This window comes from Pseudomonas kielensis (assembly GCF_014236655.1).
In the GTDB taxonomy this organism is placed as follows: Bacteria; Pseudomonadota; Gammaproteobacteria; order Pseudomonadales; family Pseudomonadaceae; genus Aquipseudomonas; species Aquipseudomonas kielensis.
Window position 1 is genome coordinate 1 of sequence record NZ_JACMYG010000043.1, and the last position, 23,984, is coordinate 23,984.

Consider the following 23,984-nt stretch of genomic DNA (forward strand, 5'->3'; position numbering starts at 1 on the left):
TGTACGGATTTCATGGCTCATGGTGGCCAGGAAGGTACTCTTGGCGCGGTTCGCTTCATCGGCGCGCTCTTTGGCGGCCCTGAGTTCATCAAACAGTTGGCGTCTGTCGCTGATGTCGATCCAGCCGCCGATAATCCCCTGGACCTCTCCCGTGGAATCCCGGTAGGGCAGGATCCAGTGATAGATCGTCAGCATTGTGCTGCCAGTGTGCAGGGTGCGATCGAGCAGCATCGGCACGCCCTCTGCCACCACGCGCTGATAGTCCGCCTGGTATTCCCTGGCTTCGAAGGCGTTGCTCATGGCCCCTTGCATGACGGTTTTGCCGATGACCTGCTCGCGTTTGGCGTTGAAGGTTCCCAAGTAGCTGTCATTGCAACTTTGCAGGACACCGTCGCGGTCGCGCACGTAGATCGGGTGAGGTGTTCCATTGACCAGCGTGTGCATGAATTCGAGCTGGTCATTGAGGGCCCGCTCTGCCTTTTGCCGCTGCCTGATCTGCCTGCGCATGTGGGCGTTCCAGGCCAGGAGCATCAGCAGTAGCAGGCTGCTGCCGATCACCAGTTGGTACAGCTGGCGCTGATACTTGCGCCAGGTGCTACCGTCGGGACCCATGTAGCCACGCCAGCGGCTGTTGATGATCCCCAGTTCGTCCGGGGCGATACTCAGCAGGGCCTTGTCGAGGATCGTACTCAACTCGATCGCACCACGGGCGGTGGCAAGGGAAACGGCGGCTTGCTGTGTGCCGACCGTTGCGCTGATCTGCACCTGGTCTTCGAACAACCGCGCAGCGATGAAGTAGTTGGCAATGATCAGGGACTCAACCGCGCCCTCGACCTGGCCCTTGGCAAGCAACTCCACGGCACTGAAGGCGTCCTGCGTTTGCACGAGGTGGATACCAGGGTGTTCGCGTTGCAGGTCATCGCGCAGTGGATTGTTTTCGGTGATTGCCAGGCTCTTGCCGCGCAGTTGCTCGAGATTCATCGGGCTGCCGGGGTTCTTGCTGCTCAGCAGTACATAGGAGCTTTCCAGGTAGGGCCGGGTGAAGCTCAGGTGTGTCTCGCGCTCGACACTGGGAGCAATGGCGGCAATCAGGTCGACGCGGTCCTCTTCAATCAGATTGATCATGGCGCGTTCGCTGGGGCTGCGATGAAGCTCGAAACGCAATCCTGTGCGCAACCGGATGAGCTCCAGCAGGTCGGCGGTGATCCCCCTCAGGCTGCCATCGGAATCAAAGAAGGTCAGCGGTGCAACACCCTCGTTGACGGCCACGCGCACCACTGGGTGTTGCGCCAGCCAGCGTTCTTCCCGATCGCTCAACTGCAGTTTGCGGTCAGTCAGCAGGATGTCACTGCCGGCGCTCCAGCGTTTGGCGATGTGTTCCCGCTCACGGGCCGGCACCCTTGCCAGCACCGCGTTGATGAGGTTCAACAAATCCCGGTTGTCCTGCTTGACGGCAAAGCTGAAACCGTAGGCCTCGTGTTTGCCGAAGTTGGCCATCCTGACGTTCTTCAGATAGCCCTTATTGATCGTGAAGTGAGTGGAAATGGTATCGCCCAGAAACACGTCGGCCTGATCGAAGGCCACGGCATTGATCGCGTTCTGAAAGGATGGGTAGGGTGTGATGATGGCGTTGGGGTACAGGGCCGTTACCTCTTCCAGAGGCAGGTAGTGATAGACCATGCTCAAGCGCATGCCGGCCAGGCCCTCGGTCAGCGAGCGGGTTTCGGTCTCCCGGGTGACCAGGACCGGTTGGTCGATGGCGTAGGGGGTGGACAGAGCGATGTTCGCTTGTCGGGCTTCATAGCCGTTGGCCGTGCCCAGTAGGTCAACATCGCCGTTTTCCAGTGCCTCGATGGCGGCTTCTCGGGAAGGGTAGCGTCGGATCTTGATAGGCAGCCCCAGGGTGTTGCCGATGATGCCCGCGTAATCTGCGGTGAACCCTTCATAGTCCTGGCCCCGGATCGTCAGGTCGAAGGGTGGATAATCGGGCGCCGAAGTCCCCAGGATCAGTTCGGTTCTGTCCTGAATCCACTGTCGTTGCGAGGGCTCCAGTTGCACATCCATGACGCTGGTCGTCGAGCGACTGAGCAGTGAGTAATTTCCGATTTCGGGGGCTGCCATACAGGCAGAGGCGCCCAGACAAAGTCCGACACTCAAATACAACAAATAGTCCTTTAAAGAACTGGGCATCCTGTCTCTCACACTAAAGCGTTGCGTTTTGCCATTTCGATGAGTTCCACCAGGGATTTTGCCTTGAGTTTTTGCATGAGCCTTTTTTTGTAGGTGCTGACAGTCTTGTTGCTGAGAAACATCCCTTTGGCAATTTCCTTGTTGCTACGGCCTTGGGCGAACAATTGCAGGACCATCAGTTCGCGGTCATTGACGGATCTGAACAAGTCGAGTTCGGCGCTCAGTTCGTCATTGCTGCGCGTGGGGTTCAATGCCTGGCTGGGGAAGTAGTGATAGCCGGAAAAAACGGCGTTGATGGCGCTTACCAACTCACTCAGGTCTTCCTGTTTGCAGACGTACCCGCATGCACCGGACTGCATGCAGCGAATGGCGAAAAGTTCCGGGCTCTGCGCGGTGAGTACCAGGGTTTTAAGAGGTGTGCTCATGCTATTGAAGCGCGAAAGAACTTCCAGGCCATCCAGTTTCGGGATGCTGATATCGAGAATGATCAGGTCAGGCATACATTCGCGAACCATCTGCATGGCGTCGACGCCGTTATCCGATTCCCCGACGACTTTGTAACCCTCATGTTCCAACAACATACGAACGGCGAGGCGAATGACGGGGTGATCGTCGACAATAAAAACGGTGTTCATAATCAAGTCCCATACGTGCGCAAATAAAGCGAGCACCTTAGCTCAGATAGCAGGAGCGACGTATGAACCGAGGAGGGCGGGAGTGCAATATAGGACGAGTCCTACATAATAGAAGGCGAGGGATTACGCAGTCGGAAGGAATGTCAGGAGGAAGTCTGCTGTCGACAGCCTATGTTTATACTTGTAAGTTGTGGCGGGAAGGGCACTTGTAATGGGGCGCGAACTCGGCGGAGAGTGTGGCCAGTAGTGACGATGCTCAGTGATTACTCTGTTCTGGCATCAGCAGGTTTATAAGCTCGGTTTTTTTCAGCGGTTTGGCCAGATAACCGAGTAGGGGTAGCCGGTGTTCATCAGCGGATTTCTTCAAAGTGTTTAATTCCCGGCAATCCAGGCTGCTCAGGAGAATGGCTTGTTGTATAAGTCCCTGCAGGCTCGCAATGCCAATCAGTTCCAGGCCGGGAAGATCTGGAAGGCATTGGTCGCAGAGTAACAATTCGAAAGGTTGATGTGCCAGATTCATCTTTTGTAATGCATTTTCGGCAGTGTCGGCGGTAGTGACTTGGGTGAAGCCGTAACTGTTAAGCAGGCAGAGTGTTGCCCTGAGTTGAAAAGGGTGGTCTTCCACCAGCAGGATGCGCAAGTTGTATATGAACATTTAGCTTTCCTGGAAGAAAGATTGGAGTTGGGGAGGGCAGCGTTACGCTTTAATCGGGGGGATTATCTTTTTTCTATTGCTGAATATCTACCGCTGTATTGAGTTTTGAGCATGCTGTTCAGCATAGAAACGGAGTTGTCTACATACCGCTACCTTCGTTGTCATTCAATTCCGTGTGAACTGTAGGATGATTCCTGGATGGCGCCGAGGAGTGCAATCACCCGTCGCGGCCCAAAGAGATCGCGCGACGGGTGTACGGGTCACGGTCGGCTGGAGCGTCCGGTCATTTCCATGGCCATCTCGCTGGCATAGCTGTCGGTCATGCCGGCAATAAAGTCGATCATGCGTAAAAATGAGGCGTGCAACGGACCGTGTGGGTCGGGCGCGTTGTTGCCCAGCAAATCGAGTATGCGTCGATTCTTGAACGAGGCGGTTCCACCGCCGTGCTGCTCCAGGGCGGCGCCACAGAACCCGTTCAAAAGGATTTCCAGGGTGGTGTAGGCACCGATTTCATGCAGGGTCTTGCGTTTGTCCTGGAAGATCTTCTTGCGCGCCATGTCCTTGGCATTCAATACGCAACGTTTGGCCGGGCCATGCATGTGTTCCACCAGGTCACCTTGCAGCGTGCCGGCCAGCAGGGCGTCCTGTTGCTCGACGAAGGCCCGCGCCGCAGCGTTGGTCAGGTGTTCAATGGCCTTGCCGCGTAAAATCGCCAGCTTGCGCCGGCGTGAGTCAGAGGGGCCGAGCTGGCGGTAGGTTTCCGGCAGGTCATCGCCCACCAGGCCGAGTAACAGCGATTCGACCTCGGCGTATTCCAGCAACTCCATTTCCAGGCCGTCTTCCAGGTCGATCAAGGCGTAGCAGATGTCATCCGCGGCCTCCATCAGGTAGACCAGGGGGTGGCGGGCCCAGCGTTGGTCCTCCAGTTGTGGCAGGCCGAGCTTCTGGGCAATCTGTTCAAGCAGGGGCAGTTCGCTCTGATAGCAGCCGAACTTGTGTTTCTTGTAACCCAGTGAGTCGGCGTGTCGGGCGGTCCAGGGGTACTTGAGGTAAGTGCCGAGGGTGGCGTAGGTCAGTCGGGTTCCGCCATCGAACTGGTGATACTCCAGTTGAGTCAGTACCCGGAAACCTTGCGCATTGCCCTCGAAGTTGAGGAAGTCGTTGCGCTCGACCTCACTCATTGCATCCAGCCAGCCTTTATTTGCGGCCTGCTGGAACCAGTAGCGAATGGCGTCCTCGCCGGAGTGGCCAAAGGGTGGGTTACCAATGTCATGGGCCAGGCAGGCCGATTGCACCACCATCCCCAGGTCACTGGGCTCGCACCAGTCGGGTAGGGCGCTGCGGATGGTTTCACCGACGCGCATGCCCAGCGAACGCCCCACACAACTGACTTCCAGTGAGTGGGTCAGGCGGGTGTGGATGTGATCGTTGCTGTGGACCGGGTGGACCTGGGTCTTGCGGCCCAGACGGCGGAAGGCCCCGGAGAAAATCACCCGGTCATGGTCTTTGTGGAAGGGACTGCGGCCGAGTTCTTCCGGACTGTGCACAGGTTTGCCGAGGCGTTCACGGTTAAGCAGGGTCTGCCAATCCAAGGCTGATCTCTCCGTCAGGTAACTGATGCGCTAGCTTCCCGGTTCAAGCGCCAGGCTGCAAGCCCGACCGAACCTCTCGGGCAAGAGCTTGGGTCGGGCTGACGATGATGTGGCGATCAGTTTTTACGCGAGGCGCCCTGTAGCACCAGACGAATCAGTGGCAGCAACGTAGTGCCCAATCGGACCAGCCGCGTGGCACTGCGGATACCGCCACCCTTGGCGCCCTTGCCCGTGAGAAAGCCGAGCAGGGTGACCGCCGCTACGCCCCACAACGGAGCATGCTTGATGCCCAGGCCGTCTTGAAAGCTCTGGCCCATGCCCCGTACACGCTGCAGCGGCTGCAATAATTGTTGCGACTCGTGGCGGATTTCCTGGCGATGCATTTCCATGCGCAGGCGCAGCAGGGCCTTGCGCATTTCCTTGCGGGAACTGTTCTTGGGAATTTCAGGCAGGTTCATGGCAGCAGGCGCTCCCGGTCGTTGGCCAGTTCCTCGAGGGTCGCGTGGAACGGCGACGACTCATCGAAAATCGCCGCTTTCAGGCGCATCCCACAGAACAGCGCGGCGGCCGCATAGAACACACACAGACCAATGATCGCTGTCAGGCGGTAGGTGTCCCAGAGCAGAATCATCACCAGTGCCGAAATCCCCACCAGCAACAGCAGGGCAAACACCAGGGCCAGGCCGGCAAACAGCAGCAGGGTGACGGTACGGGCTTTCTGTTCCTGCAGTTCAATGCCGAACAGCTCTACGTGGCTGTGCAGCAAACCCAGAAAAGCGGCGCCCAGGCGTCGCGGCGAGGAGCCAGTGCCAGTCTCGGACGAGCCGGATTCACCGATAGCCATATCAGCGCCGTGTCGCCAGCAGGCCGATCAGGAAGCCGACACCGGCGGCGATCCCCACGGACTGCCAAGGGTTGGCCTGGACATAGTCTTCGGTGGCCGTGACGGCGGCCTTGCCGCGTTCGGTCAGGGAGTCCTGGGTCAATTGCAGGGTTTCACGGGCACGCAACAGGCTCTGATGAATCTGGTCACGCAATTCGTCGGCTTGATCGCCCGCCAGGGTCGCGGTGTGCTCCAGCAAGCGTTCGGTATCGTTGACCAGGGTTTGAAAATCATCCATCAGGATTTCTTGAGCAGTCTTTGCTGTTTTGCTGGCCATGGTGATCTCCATAAGTGGCGTGTCAAAGGTTCGAGTATGGGCCTTGCACTAAGGTTCAGTGCAAATGACTGGTACAGCTTTTGCTACGTCCTGGTGCGCCGGCCGCTTCCATTGTCCTGAAACGGGCATGCCTGGCGAAAACCTTAACTCAAATAATAGAAACCCGCGGCAACATCGAGGCAATGATTGATCGCGTTGAAGTCTTTGCGCCAAAACGGTTCGCCGTCAAACCGGTTTGAGACCAGGGGAGGTATCAACTTGGTGCACGCACAGGCTCGGCGAACTGCTTTGGTGCCATTTGCGGTTTGAAGGTCTGCCAACCCCATGGAAAATGTGCAAAGTGCAGTGGCCACCCTGGTCCATAGCTCCAATACCCTGTTCATCCTGATTGGCGCGGTGATGGTTTTGGCCATGCATGCCGGTTTCGCCTTTCTTGAAGTGGGCACGGTTCGTCAAAAAAACCAGGTCAATGCCCTGTCGAAGATCCTCAGCGACTTTGCGGTCTCGACACTGGCCTACTTCTTTATAGGCTATTGGATTTCCTACGGGGTCAACTTCCTGCAACCGGCCGCCGTGCTCAGTGCCGATCACGGGTACGGCCTGGTGAAGTTTTTTTTCCTGCTGACCTTTGCCGCCGCTATTCCGGCGATCATTTCGGGCGGGATCGCCGAGCGGGCGCGCTTCGCTCCGCAGCTCTGTGCGACGGCGTTGATCGTAGCGTTTATCTACCCGTTTTTCGAAGGCATGGTCTGGAACGGCAATCTTGGCCTGCAGGCCTGGCTACTGGAACGGTTTGGCGCCAGCTTCCATGATTTCGCCGGTTCCGTGGTGGTGCACGCCATGGGCGGTTGGCTGGCCCTGGCGGCAGTGCTGCTGCTCGGGCCTCGTAACGGGCGATACCGCGAGGGTCGACTGGTAGCGTTTGCGCCGTCGAGCATTCCGTTCCTGGCCCTTGGCTCGTGGATTCTGATTGTTGGCTGGTTCGGCTTTAACGTCATGAGTGCGCAAACGCTGCAAGGGGTCAGCGGCCTGGTAGCGGTCAACTCATTGATGGCGATGGTTGGCGGCACCATGGCGGCCCTGATCGTCGGGCGTAACGACCCCGGGTTCCTGCACAACGGTCCGTTGGCCGGGCTGGTGGCCATTTGTGCCGGTTCCGACCTGATGCACCCGGTCGGTGCGTTGGTCACGGGGGCCATTGCCGGCGCCCTGTTTGTCTGGTGTTTTATTGCGGCGCAGAACCAATGGAAAATCGATGACGTGCTCGGTGTCTGGCCACTGCATGGCCTGTGCGGGGCCTGGGGCGGCATCGCCTGTGGAATTTTCGGCCAGACAGCATTGGGCGGTCTGGGAGGCGTCAGCCTGATCAGTCAACTGATCGGCACGGCGTTGGGCATCGTCATCGCATTGCTCGGCGGGCTGCTGGTATACGGCGTGATCAAGCGACTGCACGGACTGCGCCTGAGCCAGGAAGAGGAGTATTACGGCGCCGACCTGTCGATCCACAAGATCGGCGCGGTCAGTCAGGACTGATGGCGGGCGCCCTGTGCTCGACGGTTTTTGGTGACCGGCCTAGAATGATCACCCATTCTTTCGTGGTCCGTCTGTCATGCCCCCTGAATGCCAGTTGTTCGGCACCCTTGGCTGCCACCTGTGTGAACTCGCCGAAGCGGAACTGATGCCGCTGGTCGAGCATGGCCTGCTGGTGGAGTTGGTGGATATAGCCGACAGCCAGGCACTGTTCGAAGCTTATGGCCTGCGGATCCCGGTGCTACGCCGAGTCGATACCGGCGCGGAACTGGGCTGGCCCTTCGACGCCGAGCAAGTCGTCGCCTTCCTGCGCTGAATCCTGGAGCCAGTTCGGCGCCATGCACTCCGTTTGTCGTGTCCCACGCGACACGCATTGGCGCCAACCCGGATATTCGGTTACTGTATGTGCATACAGTTATTCGGGTGGCCGCCATGTCCCTCACCTTGCTCGCCAGTACCCAGCGCCTGCACTTGCCCGACGCCGATGAGCTGAGCCTCAGCGCCGTGCATTCTGCCGCCGAAGATCGGGGCCAGAACTTCTCCCTTGACCAGATTGTCGGCCTGGGCGCGCCCCAGGTCCGTGCGGTGTTGGTCGAAGACGACACCTTGCTGGGCTTTGGTATTTATCCGGGTGACCGCCTGATCGTCGATCGTTCGATCAAGCCGGTTCAGGATCAGTACGTGGTGGCTCACCTTAATGGCGACAACGAGTATTGCGTGCGTTTGCTGGCAGCCGACCCCAAGGGCGGGCTGCTGCTCAAGGCCGCCCGGCCCTCGGTGCCCTCGGTTGCCTTCGACGATCTCGACCCGGCCCCGATCTGGGGCGTGGTGCTCTGGGTGGTCAGCTATGTGGGACGTGGCTGAGGGCGGTCCAGCAGGCTTTGCATAAAGCGTCAGGCATCAGCGGGCGCATACGAAACAGGAGTGATGCAGCATGGTCAATGTCGAACAGTTGAAAGCCAGCGTGAACCGGATGTCGGCCGACGTGGTGCGTGAGGCGGTCCTGGAGCTGCGGCTCGATGGCCTGGTGACGGAAGGGAAGACCCCATTCAACAAATTGCACTTCAATACCTGCTTCGCGGAAATCGAAGCCTTGTTCCAGCGCGCCGGGTATCACCGGCAACTGGATGTGGTGGGGTATCAGGGGTTGCTCTACGCGCTTTATGATCCCGGGCGCTGGGAGGCAGTGGAGGTATTGCGCTGGTTGAAAGAGTTCACCGAGGCTGCGGCCTTGCGCGAGTCAATGGCTACCTGTGAGGCCTGAACCAGGGCGGCACGGAATCTCCCCTAGGTAGGTTCCGGTGGTTACTGGATAATGCCCGCCTGCATTAACGGCAAGAGCTTGCGTATGTCCACTTCATCATTTTCCGCCACCCATAGCCAGGCCAGCACGCTGTACCTGCCGCCAGGCACCTGGGCCACCGTGCTTGACTGCCTGTGCGAACACTTCAGTGCCATTGGGCGCGAACAGTGGCTGGACCGGATTGCCCGTGGTCGCGTCCTGGATGCTCAGGGCCAGGCGATTGCCCTGGACCTGGCCTACAAGGAAGGCCTGCGAATCCACTACTTTCGCGAAGTGCCGGACGAAAAAGTCATCCCTGTGCTGGAAACGATCCTGTATGCCGACGAACACCTGGTCGTGGCAGACAAGCCGCATTTTCTGCCAGTGACGCCAGCGGGTGAATACGTCGAGCAGACCCTGCTGCGCCGCTTGATTCGCCGCCTGGACAATCCCCATCTGGTGCCATTGCATCGCATCGATCGCCACACCGCTGGGCTGGTGCTGTTTTCCGCCAATCCGCAAAGCCGTTCGGCGTATCAGTCGTTGTTCCCAACTCGCAAGATCGACAAGTATTACGAAGCCATTGCCCAGGCGTTGCCCCAACTGACATTCCCCCTGGTACACAAAAGCCGGCTGGTGGATGGCGAACCCTTCTTTCGCATGCAGGAAGGCCCAGGGATAAGCAATACCGAAACGGCGGTGCAGGTCCTGGAGAAGAACGGCGACCTATGGCGGTACGGCTTGTCACCGGTCACCGGCAAGAAGCACCAGTTGCGGGTGCACATGACTGCGCTGGGGGCGAGCATCTGCAATGACCCGTTCTATCCCCAGGTACTGAAGGATGTCGAGGACGACTACGCCAACCCGCTGAAGCTGCTGGCCAAGGGGTTGCGCTTCAGTGATCCGTTGAGCGGCGTGGAGCGGGTTTTCGAAAGCCGGATCACACTGGCCTGGTGAGTCTTGGCCACCGCTGTTGCACCACAGGTTTTTCCGCCTCTCAGAGACGACAACGCCCGCGCAGGGCGGGCATTGTCGTGCAGCCGTAGAGGCCGAGGCTTACAGGTCTTTAACGGTGCGAACCTGATCCTTGTTGATGCGGGTCTGCTTGCCGTCCAGTTGTTCGAACTCGTAGAAGCCCGAGTCGGAATCGAATTTAGGGGTATCGACAGACTGGATTTCGCGACCGTCATTCAAGGTGATCACTGCAGGCGAGGAGCAACCAGCAAGGGTGGCCAAGCCCAGAGCAAGCATGAAAGTGGCGAGGGTCCGTTGAGTCATGAGATGTCTCCGCAAATGAATTCTTTTAAATACTGGACTTGAGACGTGTGACACGCCGGCAAGTTCCTTGGCGCCGTCATTCTGGCACGCGGGCGTGCAGACTTAACAGTTCGGGCGTATTGAGGTTGGCCAGGCGCTGATCATGGTCCGGGCACTGCAAGGCCAAAGCCCCCAGATTACGCATGATACGCCCAGGACTACGTTCACCGGTATTCCAGGCGCTTTCAAACGCCCGGGCAAGCGCTACCGGGATCACGCACAGCAACGGTTGCCAATGTTCACCCTGGCGCAGCATCAAGGGTGTGTCCGGGTGCTGGCTGGCGGCTGCGCGCATCTCATGCACAAGCTGGGCATCAACGCGTGGTACATCGCACGGCAGCACCAGCAGATGAGCGTACCGTGCCACCGCCAGGCCGGCGCGAATGCCGGCCAATGGGCCTGGGAAGTCGGCAATCTCGTCGTGCACCAGTTGGTCGGCGTAGGCCGCGTACTGTTGCCGATTGCGGTTGCAGGAGATGATCAGGTCATCGGTCAAGCTGCGCGTCAGCCGGTGCAGATGGCTGATCAAAGGCTGGCCCTGCCACTCCAGCAATCCCTTGTCCTGGCCACCCATGCGTTGGCCGCGCCCGCCTGCCAGCAGCAAGATGGAGCAGGGCGGGAGCTGAACATTCACGGGCATGACGCTACTCCATCGGGGCGGCAAAAAAACAGGGCGCTGTGATATAACACCGGGCTGTTTCTCCTACAACTGGACGAGCCTATGAAAGCCAAGGCTGATGTACCTTTCGCCCCGCTGAACATCGCGGTGCTGACTGTCAGCGACACCCGCACGCTGGAAACCGATACCTCGGGACAGGTCTTTGTCGACCGCCTGGGCGCTGCTGGCCATCACCTGGCTGCACGGGTGTTGCTTAAAGATGACTTGTACAAAATACGTGCGCAAGTGGCCACCTGGATTGCCGACGACGTGGTGCAAGTGGTGCTGATTACCGGCGGGACTGGCTTCACCGGACGCGACAGCACCCCGGAAGCCGTCAGTTGCCTGCTGGACAAGCAGGTCGATGGGTTCGGCGAGTTGTTTCGCCAGATATCGGTGGCGGACATCGGCACCTCGACGGTGCAATCCCGCGCGCTGGCCGGCCTGGCCAATGGCACCCTGGTGTGCTGCCTGCCGGGCTCCACCAACGCGGTACGCACGGGCTGGGACGGCATTCTGGCGGAGCAGTTGGACGTCCGTCATCGGCCGTGCAACTTTGTCGCCCATTTGAAGCAGGCGGCACCTTGTGAATCCCGTGGGTAAGCCAGGCAAGTCCGGCAGTTTGATGCCGGTCGAAGTGGCATTGGCGCGCCTGCTGGAGATGGCCGAAGCGGCGCCGATTGTCGAGTGCGAAAGCCTGCCGTTGGCGGCCGCCGAGGGACGGGTGCTGGCCGAGGATCTGCTCTCGAGTCTCGATCTGCCGCCGTGGCCTAACAGTGCCATGGACGGCTACGCCTTGCGCGTCGCCGACTGGACAGGCGAACCCTTGCCCGTCAGCCAGAAGATCTTCGCCGGAATGGCCCCCGAGCCGCTGGCCCCAGGCACCTGTGCGCGGATCTTTACCGGTGCCCCGGTGCCGACCGGCGCGGACTGCGTCGAGATGCAGGAAAACACCGAGGTCCTGACCGATCAGCGCGTGCGCTTCAGCGAGCCTTTGCGCACCGGGCAGAACATTCGCCCACAAGGCCAGGAAACCACAGTGGGCGAACAGGTGCTGAACGCCGGTACGCGCCTGGGTCCGATCGAACTCGGCCTGGCCGCCTCATTGGGCAATGCCGAGCTCCGGGTGGTGCGCAAAGTGCGGGTCGCCGTGCTGTCGACCGGGGATGAGTTGGTGGAACCGGGACAGGCATTGGGGCCTGGGCAGATCTACAACAGCAATCGAGTGCTGCTGTGCAGTTGGCTGCAGCGCCTGGGGTGTGAGGTGTTGGATGCAGGCATTCTGCCGGACAACCTGCAGGCCACCCGCGAGCGCCTTGCGCAGTTGGGCAGTGTCGACCTGATTCTCTCCACTGGCGGGGTGTCGGTCGGCGAAGCGGATTTCCTCGGCATCGCGCTGCGTGAGGCGGGTGAGCTGGCGTTATGGAAGCTGGCGATCAAGCCCGGCAAACCCCTGACCTTTGGGCACTTTCAAGGTGTGCCGGTGATCGGCTTGCCGGGTAATCCGGCGTCGACCCTGGTGACCTTCGCCTTGCTGGCGCGCCCCTATCTGTTACGACGCCAGGGCGTGAGAGAGGTGACCCCGCTGCAGTTCCAGGTCCCGGCGGGGTTTGTCTGGCCCAAGGCTGGCAACCGTCGCGAGTACTTGCGCGGACGCCTGGAGCAGGGGCGGGCGATTATCTACCGCAACCAGAGCTCCGGCGTGTTGCGCAGTGCCGCATGGGCCGAAGGACTGGTCGAGGTGCTGGAGGAGCGCACCCTGGTCGAAGGTGATTGGGTGAACTTCATTCCATTGAGTGAAGTGCTTGGCTGATTCTGCGCCCGGCCCACGCTGCTGCCTGGGCCGGGCACGTGTTTAGTTGAGCAACGTCAGCAACTGATCGAAACGGCTGTTGGCGATCCAACTGACGAGGCCGATGATCACGATGAGGGTTCCGGTCGAGTAGGCAAGCCTGTACCGGATGGCTTGTAACTCGCCGCGGGCCTGGTGCAGGTCCTTGTGCAGGGACTTGAGATGGGCCTCCAGTTCTGCGATGCGAGGTTCCATGTCGCTTCCTTTGGCTGGTATGGACGTGCAACGGGTTGCCGAGTGAGGGTCGCCCTTGGAGGGTGTCGGCGCAGATTTTTTTGTTGTGGAGCGGGTCAGGGCCTGGAGTGCGGGGCCATTCATAAGCATTCACTTCCTTGTGTATTACCAATCTGTTCCTGAGGTGCCTGGACACAAGGTGTTCCAATATCAATTCAGCGTCAATTAGGCTGATTCGTCACAGGCTGTAAGAAAAAACTCGAAACTTATCGCGGTCCTGGGCTCTTTCAGTCGCGTGTGTGGTCAACATCTGCCAGAGGCCTTTGATCAATCGGGGAGATGACGATGAGTGAGCGCAAGGCGCTGTTGATTTTGCACGGTAAGCAGGCACTCAACGAAGAGGTCCGTACGGCGGTCGAGGAAAAGCGCGAGCAAGGATGGGAGCTGGCGGTGCGCCTGACGTGGGAGGCCGGGGACGCCCAGCGCCTGGTGCAAGAGGCACTGGCGGCGGGCTTTACCCGATTGATTGCCGGGGGAGGCGATGGCACCTTGCGCGACATCGCTGAAGCGCTGGCAGCGCAGGCTGATCAAGCCAGCCTGGTGCTGCTGCCGTTGGGGACTGCCAATGACTTTGCGCGCGCGGCAGGGGTTTCCCTGGTACCGCGAGAGGCACTCGCGTTGCTGGACGTGCCGGCGCAACCGATCGACCTGGGGGAAGTGGGTGGCCAGGTGTTTCTCAATATGGCGACGGGCGGATTTGGCAGCCAGGTGACGGCGAACACCTCTGAAGACCTTAAGAAGATGCTGGGCGGAGCGGCTTACCTGTTCACCGGACTGTCGCGCTTCAGCGAGTTGCATGCCGCCTATGGCGAGTTGCAAGGCCCGGATTTTCACTGGCATGGGCAGTTGTTGGCGCTGGGGATCGGCAACGGCCGGCAGGCCGGTGGCGGGCATGAGTTATGTCCGCAGGCGCTGGTCAACGACGGCCTGCTGGATATCAGCATCCTCCCGGCACCGCAGGATGTCGTGGGGACGCTCAAGGACCTGTTGGTGGACGGTTGGGGCATCGACAACATGTTTGTCCGCGCGCGCCTGCCATGGGTCGAGATCAAGGTCTCGGAAGGGCTCTACATCAATCTTGATGGCGAGCCACTGGAAGGCGAGAGCCTGCGCTTTTCGGTGCGTCCTAGCGCATTGCGGGTGCATCTGCCCGCGGATTCGCCGCTGCTCAAGGCGTGAGCCGGATCAGTCGTCGAGGCTGATGATGCGCTCGCGCACGGCAAACAGCACCAGCCCCGCCACCTCGTAGATCTGCAGGCGCTTCATGATCTGCGAGCGGTGGGTTTCCACGGTCTTGATGCTCAGCCCCAGACCGGAGGCTATCTCGCGAGTGGATTTGCCGCGCACGATCAGCCGCAGGATCTCCAGTTGCCGCGCGGTCAGGTTATGGCTATCGACGGTGGCGACCTGAGGGGTGTGGGCCCGTGCCAGCGCCTGGTCGATCACGGTGTGGGCGATGGCCGGGCTCAGGTAGCGTTCGTTGTTGCGCAGGGCTTCAAGGGCGTGCTCAAGCTCCGTTGCCGTGGTGTCCTTGAGCAGGTAGCCATGAGCCCCGGACTCCAGGGCACGCATGATCAGCGTCGGCTCGGTGTGCATCGACAGGATCAGCACCTTGCTCTGCGGATGGACCGCCTTGAGCCTTTGCAGTGCGTCCAATCCGCCCACCTGCTTCATCGAGAGGTCGAGGACAATGATGTCCGGGTTCAAGCTCTCGACCATCTCCAGCACCTGGGCTCCATCATCGGCCTCACCAATCACCGCATAGCCGGGAATATCCAGGACCAGCGCACGCACGCCAGCCCTGATCAGCGAGTGGTCATCCACCAGTAGTAAGTTACAAGTCAATGGGGAACCTTATGGGTGGCGGCTCGTTCGAGTGTGCGGGGTGCCCAGGGGAAAAGGGCGTCGATCCGTGTTCCCTTGCCCGGTTCACTTTTGACGCTCAGTTGGCCACCCAACTGCTCGACCCGCTCCGACATGCCGGCCATGCCGCGCTGTCCCTCACGGCCAGGAAACGCGGCAGGAGAAAACCCCACACCATCATCACTGACCAACAGTGCCAGCCCCTCGGGCGTACGCTGCAAACGAACCAGCAGATTCTCGGCCTGGGCGTGGCGCAGCACATTGGTGATGGCTTCCTGGGTGACGCGAAACGCCGCGACCGCCATTTCTTCCGGAATGCCTGCCAGTTGCTGCTGGCATTCCAGGCTCCAGTGCAGACTGTTGTTGGCCAGCGTCTTGAGCAGATGGGCGCGCAAGCTGGCTTCCAGGCCCAGGCTCGACAGTTGCCGTGGGTTGAGCACCGCGCAAATGTCGTGCACCTTGGCCAAGGTGTCTTCCAGGGTTTCCCCAAGCAGGCTGCAGTGGCTGTGCAGTTCTGGCGGCAGGCGGCGCTTTAGCCATTCGTTTTGCAGTTTTGCGGCGGTGAGCAATTGGCCGATGTCGTCGTGCAATTCCCGGCTGAGTCGATGACGTTCGCTTTCCTGGACCTGCAGCAAGCGATCCGCCAGTTCCTGGGGCTGAAACTTGATGGCGCTGCGCAAGCGCAGGTATTGGCGCAATACGCTGATTGCCGCCGCCAGGCTCAACACCAGCAAGGCCAGTGGCACCGGACTGGACAGGGAATACGCCAGCAGGCAACCGCTGGCGGTGCCCAGGCCAAGCAGCAGGGTCAAGCGTTGTGCTGCCTGTCGGGAGGGGCGCCAGTTCATGACTGATTTGAGGCTGGCGTGCATGGCGCAGGGAACCCATGAATGTTCGCTGTGGGCTGGCCGGTCAGGGTGATTGACTGGAGCGGGCGGCTGCAAAGCAGAGCAGTCTGAGGGGCAAAGTCGAGCCTTGCACTTCCCGCCGCCAGAGGCCGGGATTCAGAGTGTCATTTCTGTAGCGTCAATTAATTGGTGCGCATGTTACCACCTAAGGTGCAGTTGGTCGCGTTTGCGCACAGTGCTCCGGCGTCGTCTTGATGCCGTGCCTTACGCCCGCCTGGTGGCCATGGTTGCGTAGGCCAGGCCGCTGGTCGGCCCGCCGAGCGTACAGGGCACACCGTCGATTTGTGCGATGAATGCCTCAAGCAAAGACGCCTGCTCGGTACTGTCGAGGCGCAGGTCACCGGTATACAGATCGACCAGTTCCAGTTGCCAGGCGATCAGCGTCAAACACTCCTTCAATGCGTCAAGTGCCTGGTCATGCAAATTGACATGCCCTTGTACCTGGCTGAGTACGGCATGAAGGGAGCGGGCAAACGTACAGATGTCACCCAGCGCCAGGACACCCGCGCGATTGGCCAGGGTGAGCAGAGTGCCAAGCAGGCAATGGATGGCGTCGGGGTCGTTTTTGATCAGTTGCAGGTGCGCCAGGCACTCTTCTGATTTTGCCAGCAGGGTTTCGGCTTCAATCAGGAATTCAGGCAGTCGCGGGTTCCAGTTTTTCCGTTCGTTCAACATGCTTTTCTCCACGACTTCAAGTCAGGTAGGGCAATCGGGCGTCGGGTGAACGGGGCTAAGTTACTGTCTGTAATTGCACAAAGTCTGTAGGACGGTTCCGGTTTTTCCGGCAAGTTCTTGTCTGTTACGCACAGGACCGCAGCGTTGGCGGCAGGGGTCGCACAACGAACGACGGCGGCATCGCGTCGTGAGGCTCTCGCTGAATGTTCTGACGGGGGGTAAAGAGGGCCTGGCGGTGGCTCCGCGATCAACAACAAAAGCCTGACTCCATTCATGCAATGAGAATGGCGTCACATTAATGGCTATTGGATATCACGAATATCAGGCGAGTCCCGATTGCACCTAGGGGTTTCCCTGATGCTGAACGCAAGGCTGATGGGGCAGGCAGTTCTCGGGGGGCGTTACCCCGGGAGAGATTCATTCAGTAGAGCATGATGCCAATATGACATCAATTTTTTTACGAAGCCCGTCACTCCAGGGTCAAGAAGTGCAGGCAGCCGCCGATACCTTGCCTGAGTGAATTCAATGGTAAACCCAGGAGTCATAATGGCCGGCATTCTCGACACGGTAGATCAACGCACCCAACTGGTGGGTGAGAATCGCCTGGAAATCCTCATGTTCCGCCTGGCCGGTCGGCAGTTGTTCGCGATCAACGTCTTCAAGGTGCAGGAAGTCCTGCAACTGCCCAAGCTGACCCTGATGCCCCATCGTCATCCGTTTGTCTGTGGTGTGGTCAATCTGCGTGGCCAGACCCTGCCCGTGATCGACTTGTCCCAGGCCATCGGCATGCGCCCGTTGGTGCCAGGCCCCAACAGCACGATTATCGTCACCGAGTACAACCGCTCGGTGCAGGCGTTCCTGGTCGGCGGTGTGGACCGCATTGTCAACATGAACTGGGAAGCCATTCTGCCGCCCCCCACCAGCGCTGGCCGCCAGCATTACCTGACCGCCATCAGCAAAGTCGATGAACAACTGGTGGAAATCATCGACGTCGAAAAAGTCCTCGCCGAGATCGTGCCCTACAGCACCAAGGTCTCGCGCGAGAAACTCGAGGACCCGGTGCTCGAGCGTGCCCGCCATCGTGAGGTGTTGCTGGTGGACGACTCTAACGTGGCGCTGGCGCAGATGCGCGACACCCTCAGCCAGTTGGGGGTGAAAATGCACATTGCCAGCGACGGCCTGAAGGCCCTGAAACTGCTCAAGAGCTGGGCCGACAGTGGGGTGGAGATGACCGAGAAGCTGCTGATGGTCTTCACCGACGCGGAAATGCCGGAAATGGACGGCTATCGCCTGACCACCGAGATCCGCAACGATCCGCGTTTGCGGGGGCTGTACGTGGTGCTGCACACCTCGCTGTCCGGCAGTTTCAACGAGTCGATGGTGAAGAAGGTCGGTTGCGACAACTTCCTCTCCAAGTTCCAGCCCGACAAACTGGTCGATGTGGTGCGCCAACGGTTAATGCTCGACGAAGTCCCGGCCTGATAACCCGAGGCCCTGCTCGCGGTCCCAACGCCACGAAATTCGCGCCCGCCAGGCGTTGGCACCCGACCGGCCTTTGATTCGGCGATCAAGCTCGTATAGGGTGGCGTTTTTGTCCATCAGGGAGCTGGCCATGTTGCGTCTGAGCGCGCTGTACCGTTATCCACTCAAGTCCGCCAAGGGTGAAGTCCTGCAACAGGCGCACCTGGACAAGCTGGGGCTGGCCGGTGACCGCCGCTGGATGCTGGTGGACGAGGCCAGTGGGCGGTTTCTGACTCAGCGGGCAGTGGCGGCGATGAGCCAATTGTCGGCCCTGTGGAATGCCACCGGCGGCCTGACACTGGCGGCGCCCGGGCATTCGCCGATTGAGGTGGCCCTGCCGGTGGACGACGCGCAACTGCGTGGCGTGACGATCTGGCGCGACACCTTGCGGGTGCCTGATGCCGGTGACGCCGCGGCCGCCTGGGTCAGCGCGTTCATTGGCAAGCCCACGCGCCTGGTGCAAGTCCCCGAGGCGTTGGCCCGGACCACCCAGGCAGGCTACGGCAAGGATGACGATAAAGTCGCCTTCGCCGATGGCTTTCCCCTGCTGTTGATTGGCCAGGCGTCGCTCGATGACTTGGTGCAACGGGTTGGTCGGCCCCTGGAGATGCTCAGGTTCCGGCCCAACCTGGTGATCGAGGGCAGCGAAGCGTTTGCCGAAGACAGCTGGAAGCGGATTCGCATTGGCGATGTCGAGTTCCGTGTGGTCAAGCCGTGCTCGCGCTGCATCCTGACCACCATCGACCCGCAGACCGGTGAGCGCAGCGCTGACCGCGAGCCACTGGCAACCTTGCAAAAGTACCGCACCCAAGATGACGGCGCGATGTTCGGGCAGAACCTGGTCAACGATGGTGATGGTCGGCTGGAAGTCGGCATGCCGGTGACGATTCTCGAATAACCCCCTGGGCGCAGAACGAAAAATGCCCGTGTCTCAGGACACGGGCATTTTTTGTGCCGCGCTGGCGCTTAGCCGCGGTATTCGCACAGGTAGGCGCTGTCGACCGCCACTTTGAGCTGGAACTTGCTGTTGGCCGGAACATTGAACTGGCTGCCGGCAGCGAAGGTTTGCCAATCGTCGCTGTCCGGCAGTTTAACGGTCAGGGCACCCGAGACCACATGCATGATTTCACGCTGGCTGGTGCCGAACTCGTATTCGCCCGCCGCCATGACGCCAATAGTGGCCGGACCTTCGGCAGTGCCGAAAGCAATCGACTTGACGGTGCCGTCGAAGTACTCGTTGACTTTGAACATGGGCGATTCCTCGAAAAGGGCTAAAAAAGGCTGGCCAGTATGCACAAGGCCTTTTCGCCCGTCACCTGTTGCAGTCAAGGAGTGGCGGGCAGGCTCAACGGTAATAAACGGGCGGTATTGCGCGCATCCTCCAGCGCCCGATGCTGTTGCCCGCTGAACTGCAGGCCGGCCAGTTGCAGGGCCGCGTTGAGGCCCAGTGGCCGTTCCAGTCGACGGGCCTTGGCGAAGCGCTGCTTGAGATTGATGTGCGGCACCCGGCTCAGGACGCTGTCGAGTTGCAGGCGCTGCCATTCCTGGAGCAACTGTTTGCGATCGTAGTCGCCCCAACTGGCCCAGCCCTCCAGGCGGCTGTGATGCTGGCCCAGCCAGTGTTCAAACTGCAGCCAGACGTCTGCCAGCGGTTGGGCCGCGTCGATGTTGGCCTGGGTGATATGGGTCAGCTCCCGACAAAAAGGGGTCAACAAGGGGCGTCGCAACGGCCGGACGAAGCGCTGGAAGTGATCCAGCTCGCGGCCCTGGCGATTGACCAGGGTGGCACCGATTTCAATGATTTCCATCTCTTCGACCGGCCAGCCGCCGTCATCAGTTGTCGCTTCAAGATCAATTACCAGCCAATGAGGCATCACAGCTTTCCTGGTATCCGCGTACTGATGAAGCTGAGCGTAGCCAACCCCGGCGGTTCCGCCTAGGGGCTTATTCAACCTCCAATAAAATCTGACGATTTTTCACCTGGTCGCCGGGTCCGACCTGCAAGCGTTTGATCACGCCGTCGATACCGGCCTTGAGCGGGTGTTCCATCTTCATGGCCTCCAGCACCAGGAGCAACTGGCCCTTGCGGACCTGTGCGCCTTCGCTGACCAGCACGTCGACGATCGCCCCGTCCATCGGCGCTTTCAGGGTCCCGCAACTGGCGCTGGCCTGGCCGCGAACCGGTGCCAGGGTCTGGTCCTGCAGCACCAGGGCGCCAGGGCGGGTGCCTAGCCAGAGCTGGCCGTGGGCCAAGGCATAGGCACAGCGCCGACGGATGCCATCGAGCTCCAGATAGACTGAATGCGGGCTGATCTCCAACACCGTCAGGTGCAGTGTTTGCGCGGCCACTTCAATGCTCAACCGACCCTCGGCCAGCACCGTTACTTGCGCGGGCCAACGGGCATCCTGCAGGCCGATCTGCTGTTGCAGCGGGGCACTGGCATTGTTGCGCCAGCCCGTCAGCCCGGCGCTGTGTACCTGGGCGGACTGCTGATAGAACAAAGCCGCGGCGATCGCCAATTCTTCGGCGCTGGGGACGTGGGGGTGCAGGCTTGGGTGAGCGCTGAAATGCTCGGGGATAAAGCCGGTGCTGAACTCGCCGCTGATGAACTGCGGATGGTCCAGCAGGGCGGCGAGCAAGCGCTGATTGGTCTGCACCCCCAGCAGGACCGTGTCTTCGACAGCCCGCACCAGTTTGCGCCGGGCCTCTTCGCGGGTGGCGCCGTAGGCGATGATTTTTCCCAGCATGGGGTCGTAGAAGGGGCTGACCTGCTGCCCTTCGAGCAGGCCATGGTCAATGCGCACCCCCGCTTGCAGGGCCGGCAACCAGTGGTGGATACGCCCGGTCTGTGGCATGAACGCCTGCGCCGGGTCCTCGGCATACAGGCGCACCTCCATGGCATGGCCCTTGAGCTCGACCTGTTCCTGGCGCAGTGGCAGGGGCAATCCGGCGGCGACCTGCAGTTGCCAGGCCACCAGGTCGAGGCCGGTGATCAGCTCGGTGACCGGATGCTCGACCTGCAACCGGGTGTTCATTTCCAGGAAGTAAAAGTGTCCACGGCTGTCGAGCAGAAACTCCACAGTGCCGGCGCCGACGTAGTCGACCGCGCGCGCCGCCTTGAGTGCGGCTTCGCCCATGGCCTGGCGCAGCGCTGGGGTCATCACCGGGCAAGGCGCCTCTTCGATGACTTTCTGATGGCGGCGCTGGATGGAGCAGTCACGCTCGCCGAGATAGATCAGGTGGCCGTGCTGGTCGCCGAACAACTGGATTTCAACGTGACGCGGAGCGATCAGCGCCTGCTCCAGAATCAGCTCGGCACTGCCAAAGGCATTCAGGGCTTCGGAGCGCGCAGTGCGCAGTTGCTCCAGTAGCTGGCCAGCCTCGTGCACCAGGCGCATGCCGCGTCCACCACCGCCGGCGCTGGCCTTGATCATCAACGGATAGCCGATGCGCTCGGCTTCGCGCGCCAGGGTCTGATCGTCCTGCTCCGCGCCCTGGTAGCCGGCGATGCACGGCACGCCGGCGGCAAGCATGGCGACTTTCGACAGGCGTTTGCTGCCCATCAGTTCGATGGCCTCGGGGCTTGGGCCGATAAAGGTCAACCCGGCGTCGGCGCAGGCTTGGGCGAACGGCGCGTTTTCCGAAAGGAAACCATAGCCAGGGTGGATCGCGTCGGCCCCGCTGCGCCGTGCGGCGTCGAGGATCGCCTGGGCATTGAGGTAGGACTGGGCCACCGCCGCAGGGCCGATATGCACGGCTTCGTCGGCCAGTTGCACATGCAGGGCGTCGGCGTCGGCGTCGCTGAAGACGGCCACTGTGCGATAGCCCAGGGCCTGGGCGGTGCGCTGGATACGGCAGGCAATTTCACCGCGGTTGGCGATGAGGATTTTGCGCAGAGTGGGCATGGTCGGATTCCCATTGGTGAGTGCGGAGTCTGTAAGGGCCTGCTCGCGATGCGTTCAGGGCGCCCAACCCGGTTTGCGTTTCTGGATAAAAGCCAGGGTGCCCTCGACGCCTTCTGCGCCTGTCACTGCCGCGCTGAACCACTGCGCGGCCTGGTCGAGCAAGGGCCCCAGCGGTTGTTCGGTGCTGGCCAGTAGCAGGGCCTTGGTCGCGGCATTGGCCTCCGGCGCGCAGCACAGGACGTGCTCGAGTACCGCGTCCAGGCGTTCGGCCAAGGCTTGCGCGTCCTGTTCGACAAAATGCACCAGGCCCAGACGTCGTGCCTCGTGCCCATCAAAACGTGCCGCCGTCAGGGCCAGGCGTCGGGCCTGGGTCAGGCCGATACGCCGGACCACAAAGGGCGCGATCTGCGCCGGCAGCAGCCCCAGGCTGGTTTCCGGCAGGCCGAATTGCGCCTGGTGGTCGGCCAGGGCGATGTCGCTGACACAGGCCAGGCCCAGGCCGCCGCCGAGCACCGCACCCTGCAGCACGCAGATCAGCACTTGCGGCGCGTGCTGGGCCTCCTCCAGCAACGCGCCGAAGGCCCGGTTCAGCTCACGGTAAGCGTCTGCACCCTGGGCTCGGGCGTTGGCCATGTCTTTCAAGTCGCCGCCGGCACAGAAATGCCCGCCGGCGCCGCCCAGCACCAACGCGCGTACCTGGCGGTCATCGCGCACAGCCGCCAGCACGGCACGCAACTCGGCGACCATCTGCAGGCTCATGGCGTTACGGCAATCGGCGCGGTTCAGGGTGATGTGCAGCACGCCGCTGTGCAGGTCCAGCAACAGGGTCTGGCAATCGGGCAGGGGGCTCATTTTTTCTTCCCGGGCAGGGTGCCCATCAGCTTGCAGATGATCCCCAGCATGATTTCGTCGGCACCGCCGCCGATCGACACCAGGCGCACGTCGCGGTAGGCGCGGGCCACCGGGTTGTCCCACATGAAGCCCATGCCGCCCCAGTACTGCAGGCAACTGTCGCTGACTTCCCGGCCCAGGCGACCGGCCTTGAGCTTGGCCATGGACGCCAGTCGGGTGACGTCCTGGCCTTTGACGTACTGCTCGGTGGCCTGATAGACCAGCGCCCGCAGGCACTCGATCTCGGTGGACAGTTCGGCGAGACGGAAGTGGATGACCTGGTTGTCGATCAGGGCATTGCCGAAGGTCTTGCGTTCCTTGCAGTACTCGATGGTGCTGTCGACGCAGTACTCCAGGCCCTTGATCATGTTGGCCGCGCCGAACAGGCGTTCTTCCTGGAACTGCAGCATCTGCATCATGAACCCGGCCCCTTCGTGGCCGATGCGGTTACGTTGCGGCACGCGCACGTCATCGAAGAATACCTGGGCGGTTTCCGAGCTGCGCATGCCCAGTTTGTCCAGGTGCGAACCGAGGCTGACGCCAGGCGTGTTCATCGGCACCATGATCAGCGACTTGTTGATGTGCGCCTTGTCGTCCGAGGTGTTGGCCAGCAGGCAGATGAAGTCGGCACTTGGCGAGTTGGTGATCCACATCTTGCTGCCATTGATCACGTAGTCATCGCCGTCCTTGCGCGCGGTGGTCTTCAACCCGGCGACATCGGACCCGGCGCCGACTTCCGAGACGCCAATGCAGCCGACCTGTTCGCCGCTGATGGCCGGGCGCAGGAATTCCTCGCGCAGCTCATCGGAGCCAAAGCGCGCCAGCGCCGGGGTGCACATGTCGGTCTGTACGCCGATGGACATGGGAATCCCGCCGCAATGAATGGTGCCGAACTCTTCGGCCGCGACGATCGAATAGCTGTAGTCCAGGCCCATGCCGCCGAATTTTTCCGGTTTGCTGATACCCAGCAGACCCAGCTCGCCGGCCTGGCGAAAAATCTCATGGATCGGGAAGCGCCCGGCCTTCTCCCACTCATCGACGTAGGGGTTGATCTGGCTGTCGACAAACTGGCGCACAGTGCGGCGCAGGGCTTCGTGTTCCTGGGTAAAGATCAT

General features: G+C 60.9%; 27 protein-coding genes and 2 pseudogenes. 10 read left to right on the forward strand and 19 right to left on the reverse strand.

Annotation, left to right across the window (positions count from 1 at the left end; genetic code table 11):
* The 8 genes and pseudogenes from H7995_RS28925 to H7995_RS25960 form a co-directional block, all read right to left on the reverse strand.
* Positions 1 to 84: pseudogene (locus H7995_RS28925) on the reverse strand (hypothetical protein); the annotation flags it as partial.
* A 21-nt stretch (positions 85 to 105) separates the two neighbouring features.
* A pseudogene (locus H7995_RS25930) lies at positions 106 to 2,190 on the reverse strand (transporter substrate-binding domain-containing protein); the annotation flags it as partial.
* 8 nt (positions 2,191 to 2,198) lie between these two features.
* On the reverse strand, positions 2,199 to 2,825 hold the full coding sequence (locus tag H7995_RS25935) for a response regulator transcription factor (protein ID WP_166590231.1): 627 nt from the start codon (positions 2,823 to 2,825) through the stop codon (positions 2,199 to 2,201).
* Positions 2,826 to 3,081: 256 nt separating this feature from the next.
* Complete coding sequence (locus H7995_RS25940; RefSeq protein ID WP_166590168.1) at positions 3,082 to 3,480, reverse strand: response regulator; 399 nt, start codon at positions 3,478 to 3,480, stop codon at positions 3,082 to 3,084.
* 260 nt (positions 3,481 to 3,740) lie between these two features.
* The gene (locus H7995_RS25945) at positions 3,741 to 5,072 is read right to left on the reverse strand and encodes a deoxyguanosinetriphosphate triphosphohydrolase (RefSeq protein WP_166590169.1); all 1,332 of its coding nucleotides are present in this window, start codon (positions 5,070 to 5,072) and stop codon (positions 3,741 to 3,743) included.
* Between the two features lie 116 nt (positions 5,073 to 5,188).
* Positions 5,189 to 5,530 carry a hypothetical protein gene (locus tag H7995_RS25950; protein ID WP_166590170.1) on the reverse strand — a complete coding sequence of 114 codons (342 nt, stop codon included), beginning with the start codon at positions 5,528 to 5,530 and terminating at the stop codon, positions 5,189 to 5,191.
* On the reverse strand, positions 5,527 to 5,916 hold the full coding sequence (locus H7995_RS25955; RefSeq protein WP_166590171.1) for a phage holin family protein: 390 nt from the start codon (positions 5,914 to 5,916) through the stop codon (positions 5,527 to 5,529). Before H7995_RS25955 ends, H7995_RS25950 begins: the two co-directional genes overlap by 4 nt.
* Before the next feature lies 1 nt (position 5,917).
* Positions 5,918 to 6,232: an ElaB/YgaM/YqjD family protein gene (locus H7995_RS25960; protein WP_166590172.1), complete on the reverse strand. Its 315-nt coding sequence runs from the start codon at positions 6,230 to 6,232 to the stop codon at positions 5,918 to 5,920.
* A gap of 324 nt (positions 6,233 to 6,556) precedes the next feature.
* Here H7995_RS25960 and H7995_RS25965 point away from each other — a divergent pair, with 324 nt between their 5' ends.
* From H7995_RS25965 to H7995_RS25985, 5 genes are all read left to right on the forward strand, one after another.
* Positions 6,557 to 7,765, forward strand: coding sequence for an ammonium transporter (locus H7995_RS25965; RefSeq protein ID WP_166590173.1), 1,209 nt, complete (start codon positions 6,557 to 6,559; stop codon positions 7,763 to 7,765).
* A gap of 76 nt (positions 7,766 to 7,841) precedes the next feature.
* Entirely contained in the window at positions 7,842 to 8,078 is a 237-nt protein-coding gene (locus H7995_RS25970; protein WP_166590174.1) for a glutaredoxin family protein, read from the forward strand.
* A 116-nt stretch (positions 8,079 to 8,194) separates the two neighbouring features.
* Positions 8,195 to 8,626, forward strand: coding sequence for a LexA family protein (locus tag H7995_RS25975; RefSeq protein WP_166590175.1), 432 nt, complete (start codon positions 8,195 to 8,197; stop codon positions 8,624 to 8,626).
* 70 nt (positions 8,627 to 8,696) lie between these two features.
* Entirely contained in the window at positions 8,697 to 9,026 is a 330-nt protein-coding gene (locus H7995_RS25980; protein WP_166590176.1) for a transcriptional regulator, read from the forward strand.
* Between the two features lie 84 nt (positions 9,027 to 9,110).
* Positions 9,111 to 10,001, forward strand: a complete 891-nt coding sequence (locus H7995_RS25985) for a pseudouridine synthase (protein ID WP_182341563.1) — start codon at positions 9,111 to 9,113, stop codon at positions 9,999 to 10,001.
* A gap of 99 nt (positions 10,002 to 10,100) precedes the next feature.
* Here the strand turns inward: H7995_RS25985 and H7995_RS25990 are convergent, their stop codons facing one another.
* Positions 10,101 to 10,322 carry a YgdI/YgdR family lipoprotein gene (locus H7995_RS25990; RefSeq protein WP_166590178.1) on the reverse strand — a complete coding sequence of 74 codons (222 nt, stop codon included), beginning with the start codon at positions 10,320 to 10,322 and terminating at the stop codon, positions 10,101 to 10,103.
* 76 nt (positions 10,323 to 10,398) lie between these two features.
* Positions 10,399 to 11,001 (reverse strand): molybdenum cofactor guanylyltransferase MobA, encoded by a 603-nt coding sequence (gene mobA, locus H7995_RS25995; RefSeq protein ID WP_166590179.1) that lies wholly within the window; start codon positions 10,999 to 11,001, stop codon positions 10,399 to 10,401.
* A gap of 81 nt (positions 11,002 to 11,082) precedes the next feature.
* Between mobA and moaB the strand changes: the two genes are divergently transcribed.
* Positions 11,083 to 11,622, forward strand: coding sequence for a molybdenum cofactor biosynthesis protein B (gene moaB / locus H7995_RS26000; protein ID WP_166590180.1), 540 nt, complete (start codon positions 11,083 to 11,085; stop codon positions 11,620 to 11,622).
* Between the two features lie 22 nt (positions 11,623 to 11,644).
* The gene (locus tag H7995_RS26005) at positions 11,645 to 12,832 is read left to right on the forward strand and encodes a molybdopterin molybdotransferase MoeA (RefSeq protein ID WP_185819150.1); all 1,188 of its coding nucleotides are present in this window, start codon (positions 11,645 to 11,647) and stop codon (positions 12,830 to 12,832) included.
* A 42-nt stretch (positions 12,833 to 12,874) separates the two neighbouring features.
* On the opposite strand, the gene H7995_RS26010 is transcribed toward H7995_RS26005, so the two are convergent.
* Positions 12,875 to 13,066 carry a hypothetical protein gene (locus H7995_RS26010; protein WP_166590181.1) on the reverse strand — a complete coding sequence of 64 codons (192 nt, stop codon included), beginning with the start codon at positions 13,064 to 13,066 and terminating at the stop codon, positions 12,875 to 12,877.
* 324 nt (positions 13,067 to 13,390) lie between these two features.
* On the opposite strand from H7995_RS26010, the gene yegS reads away from it, so the two are divergent.
* The gene (yegS, locus tag H7995_RS26015; protein ID WP_185819145.1) at positions 13,391 to 14,284 is read left to right on the forward strand and encodes a lipid kinase YegS; all 894 of its coding nucleotides are present in this window, start codon (positions 13,391 to 13,393) and stop codon (positions 14,282 to 14,284) included.
* 6 nt (positions 14,285 to 14,290) lie between these two features.
* On the opposite strand, the gene H7995_RS26020 is transcribed toward yegS, so the two are convergent.
* The 3 genes from H7995_RS26020 to H7995_RS26030 all read right to left on the reverse strand — a co-directional run bounded on the left by H7995_RS26020 (position 14,291) and on the right by H7995_RS26030 (position 16,551).
* The gene (locus H7995_RS26020) at positions 14,291 to 14,950 is read right to left on the reverse strand and encodes a response regulator (RefSeq protein WP_166590183.1); all 660 of its coding nucleotides are present in this window, start codon (positions 14,948 to 14,950) and stop codon (positions 14,291 to 14,293) included.
* The gene (locus tag H7995_RS26025; RefSeq protein WP_185819146.1) at positions 14,947 to 15,840 is read right to left on the reverse strand and encodes a sensor histidine kinase; all 894 of its coding nucleotides are present in this window, start codon (positions 15,838 to 15,840) and stop codon (positions 14,947 to 14,949) included. Before H7995_RS26025 ends, H7995_RS26020 begins: the two co-directional genes overlap by 4 nt.
* 240 nt (positions 15,841 to 16,080) lie before the next feature.
* The gene (locus H7995_RS26030) at positions 16,081 to 16,551 is read right to left on the reverse strand and encodes a hypothetical protein (protein ID WP_166590185.1); all 471 of its coding nucleotides are present in this window, start codon (positions 16,549 to 16,551) and stop codon (positions 16,081 to 16,083) included.
* Positions 16,552 to 17,097: 546 nt separating this feature from the next.
* Here H7995_RS26030 and H7995_RS26035 point away from each other — a divergent pair.
* Both H7995_RS26035 and H7995_RS26040 read left to right on the forward strand, forming a co-directional pair.
* On the forward strand, positions 17,098 to 18,033 hold the full coding sequence (locus tag H7995_RS26035) for a chemotaxis protein CheV (protein ID WP_159997247.1): 936 nt from the start codon (positions 17,098 to 17,100) through the stop codon (positions 18,031 to 18,033).
* Between the two features lie 130 nt (positions 18,034 to 18,163).
* A complete protein-coding gene (locus H7995_RS26040; RefSeq protein WP_166590186.1) occupies positions 18,164 to 18,970 on the forward strand; it encodes an MOSC domain-containing protein in 807 nt (268 codons plus the stop codon).
* A gap of 68 nt (positions 18,971 to 19,038) precedes the next feature.
* Here H7995_RS26040 and ppnP read toward each other — a convergent pair whose 3' ends face one another.
* The 5 genes from ppnP to atuD form a co-directional block, all read right to left on the reverse strand.
* Entirely contained in the window at positions 19,039 to 19,323 is a 285-nt protein-coding gene (gene ppnP / locus H7995_RS26045; protein ID WP_095168189.1) for a pyrimidine/purine nucleoside phosphorylase, read from the reverse strand.
* Between the two features lie 74 nt (positions 19,324 to 19,397).
* Positions 19,398 to 19,946 carry a 3'-5' exonuclease gene (locus tag H7995_RS26050; RefSeq protein WP_166590187.1) on the reverse strand — a complete coding sequence of 183 codons (549 nt, stop codon included), beginning with the start codon at positions 19,944 to 19,946 and terminating at the stop codon, positions 19,398 to 19,400.
* Between the two features lie 70 nt (positions 19,947 to 20,016).
* The gene (locus H7995_RS26055; RefSeq protein ID WP_185819147.1) at positions 20,017 to 21,978 is read right to left on the reverse strand and encodes an acetyl-CoA carboxylase biotin carboxylase subunit; all 1,962 of its coding nucleotides are present in this window, start codon (positions 21,976 to 21,978) and stop codon (positions 20,017 to 20,019) included.
* A gap of 54 nt (positions 21,979 to 22,032) precedes the next feature.
* Positions 22,033 to 22,830 carry an enoyl-CoA hydratase/isomerase family protein gene (locus H7995_RS26060; protein WP_166590189.1) on the reverse strand — a complete coding sequence of 266 codons (798 nt, stop codon included), beginning with the start codon at positions 22,828 to 22,830 and terminating at the stop codon, positions 22,033 to 22,035.
* Positions 22,827 to 23,984 carry a citronellyl-CoA dehydrogenase gene (gene atuD / locus H7995_RS26065; RefSeq protein WP_166590190.1) on the reverse strand — a complete coding sequence of 386 codons (1,158 nt, stop codon included), beginning with the start codon at positions 23,982 to 23,984 and terminating at the stop codon, positions 22,827 to 22,829. Before atuD ends, H7995_RS26060 begins: the two co-directional genes overlap by 4 nt.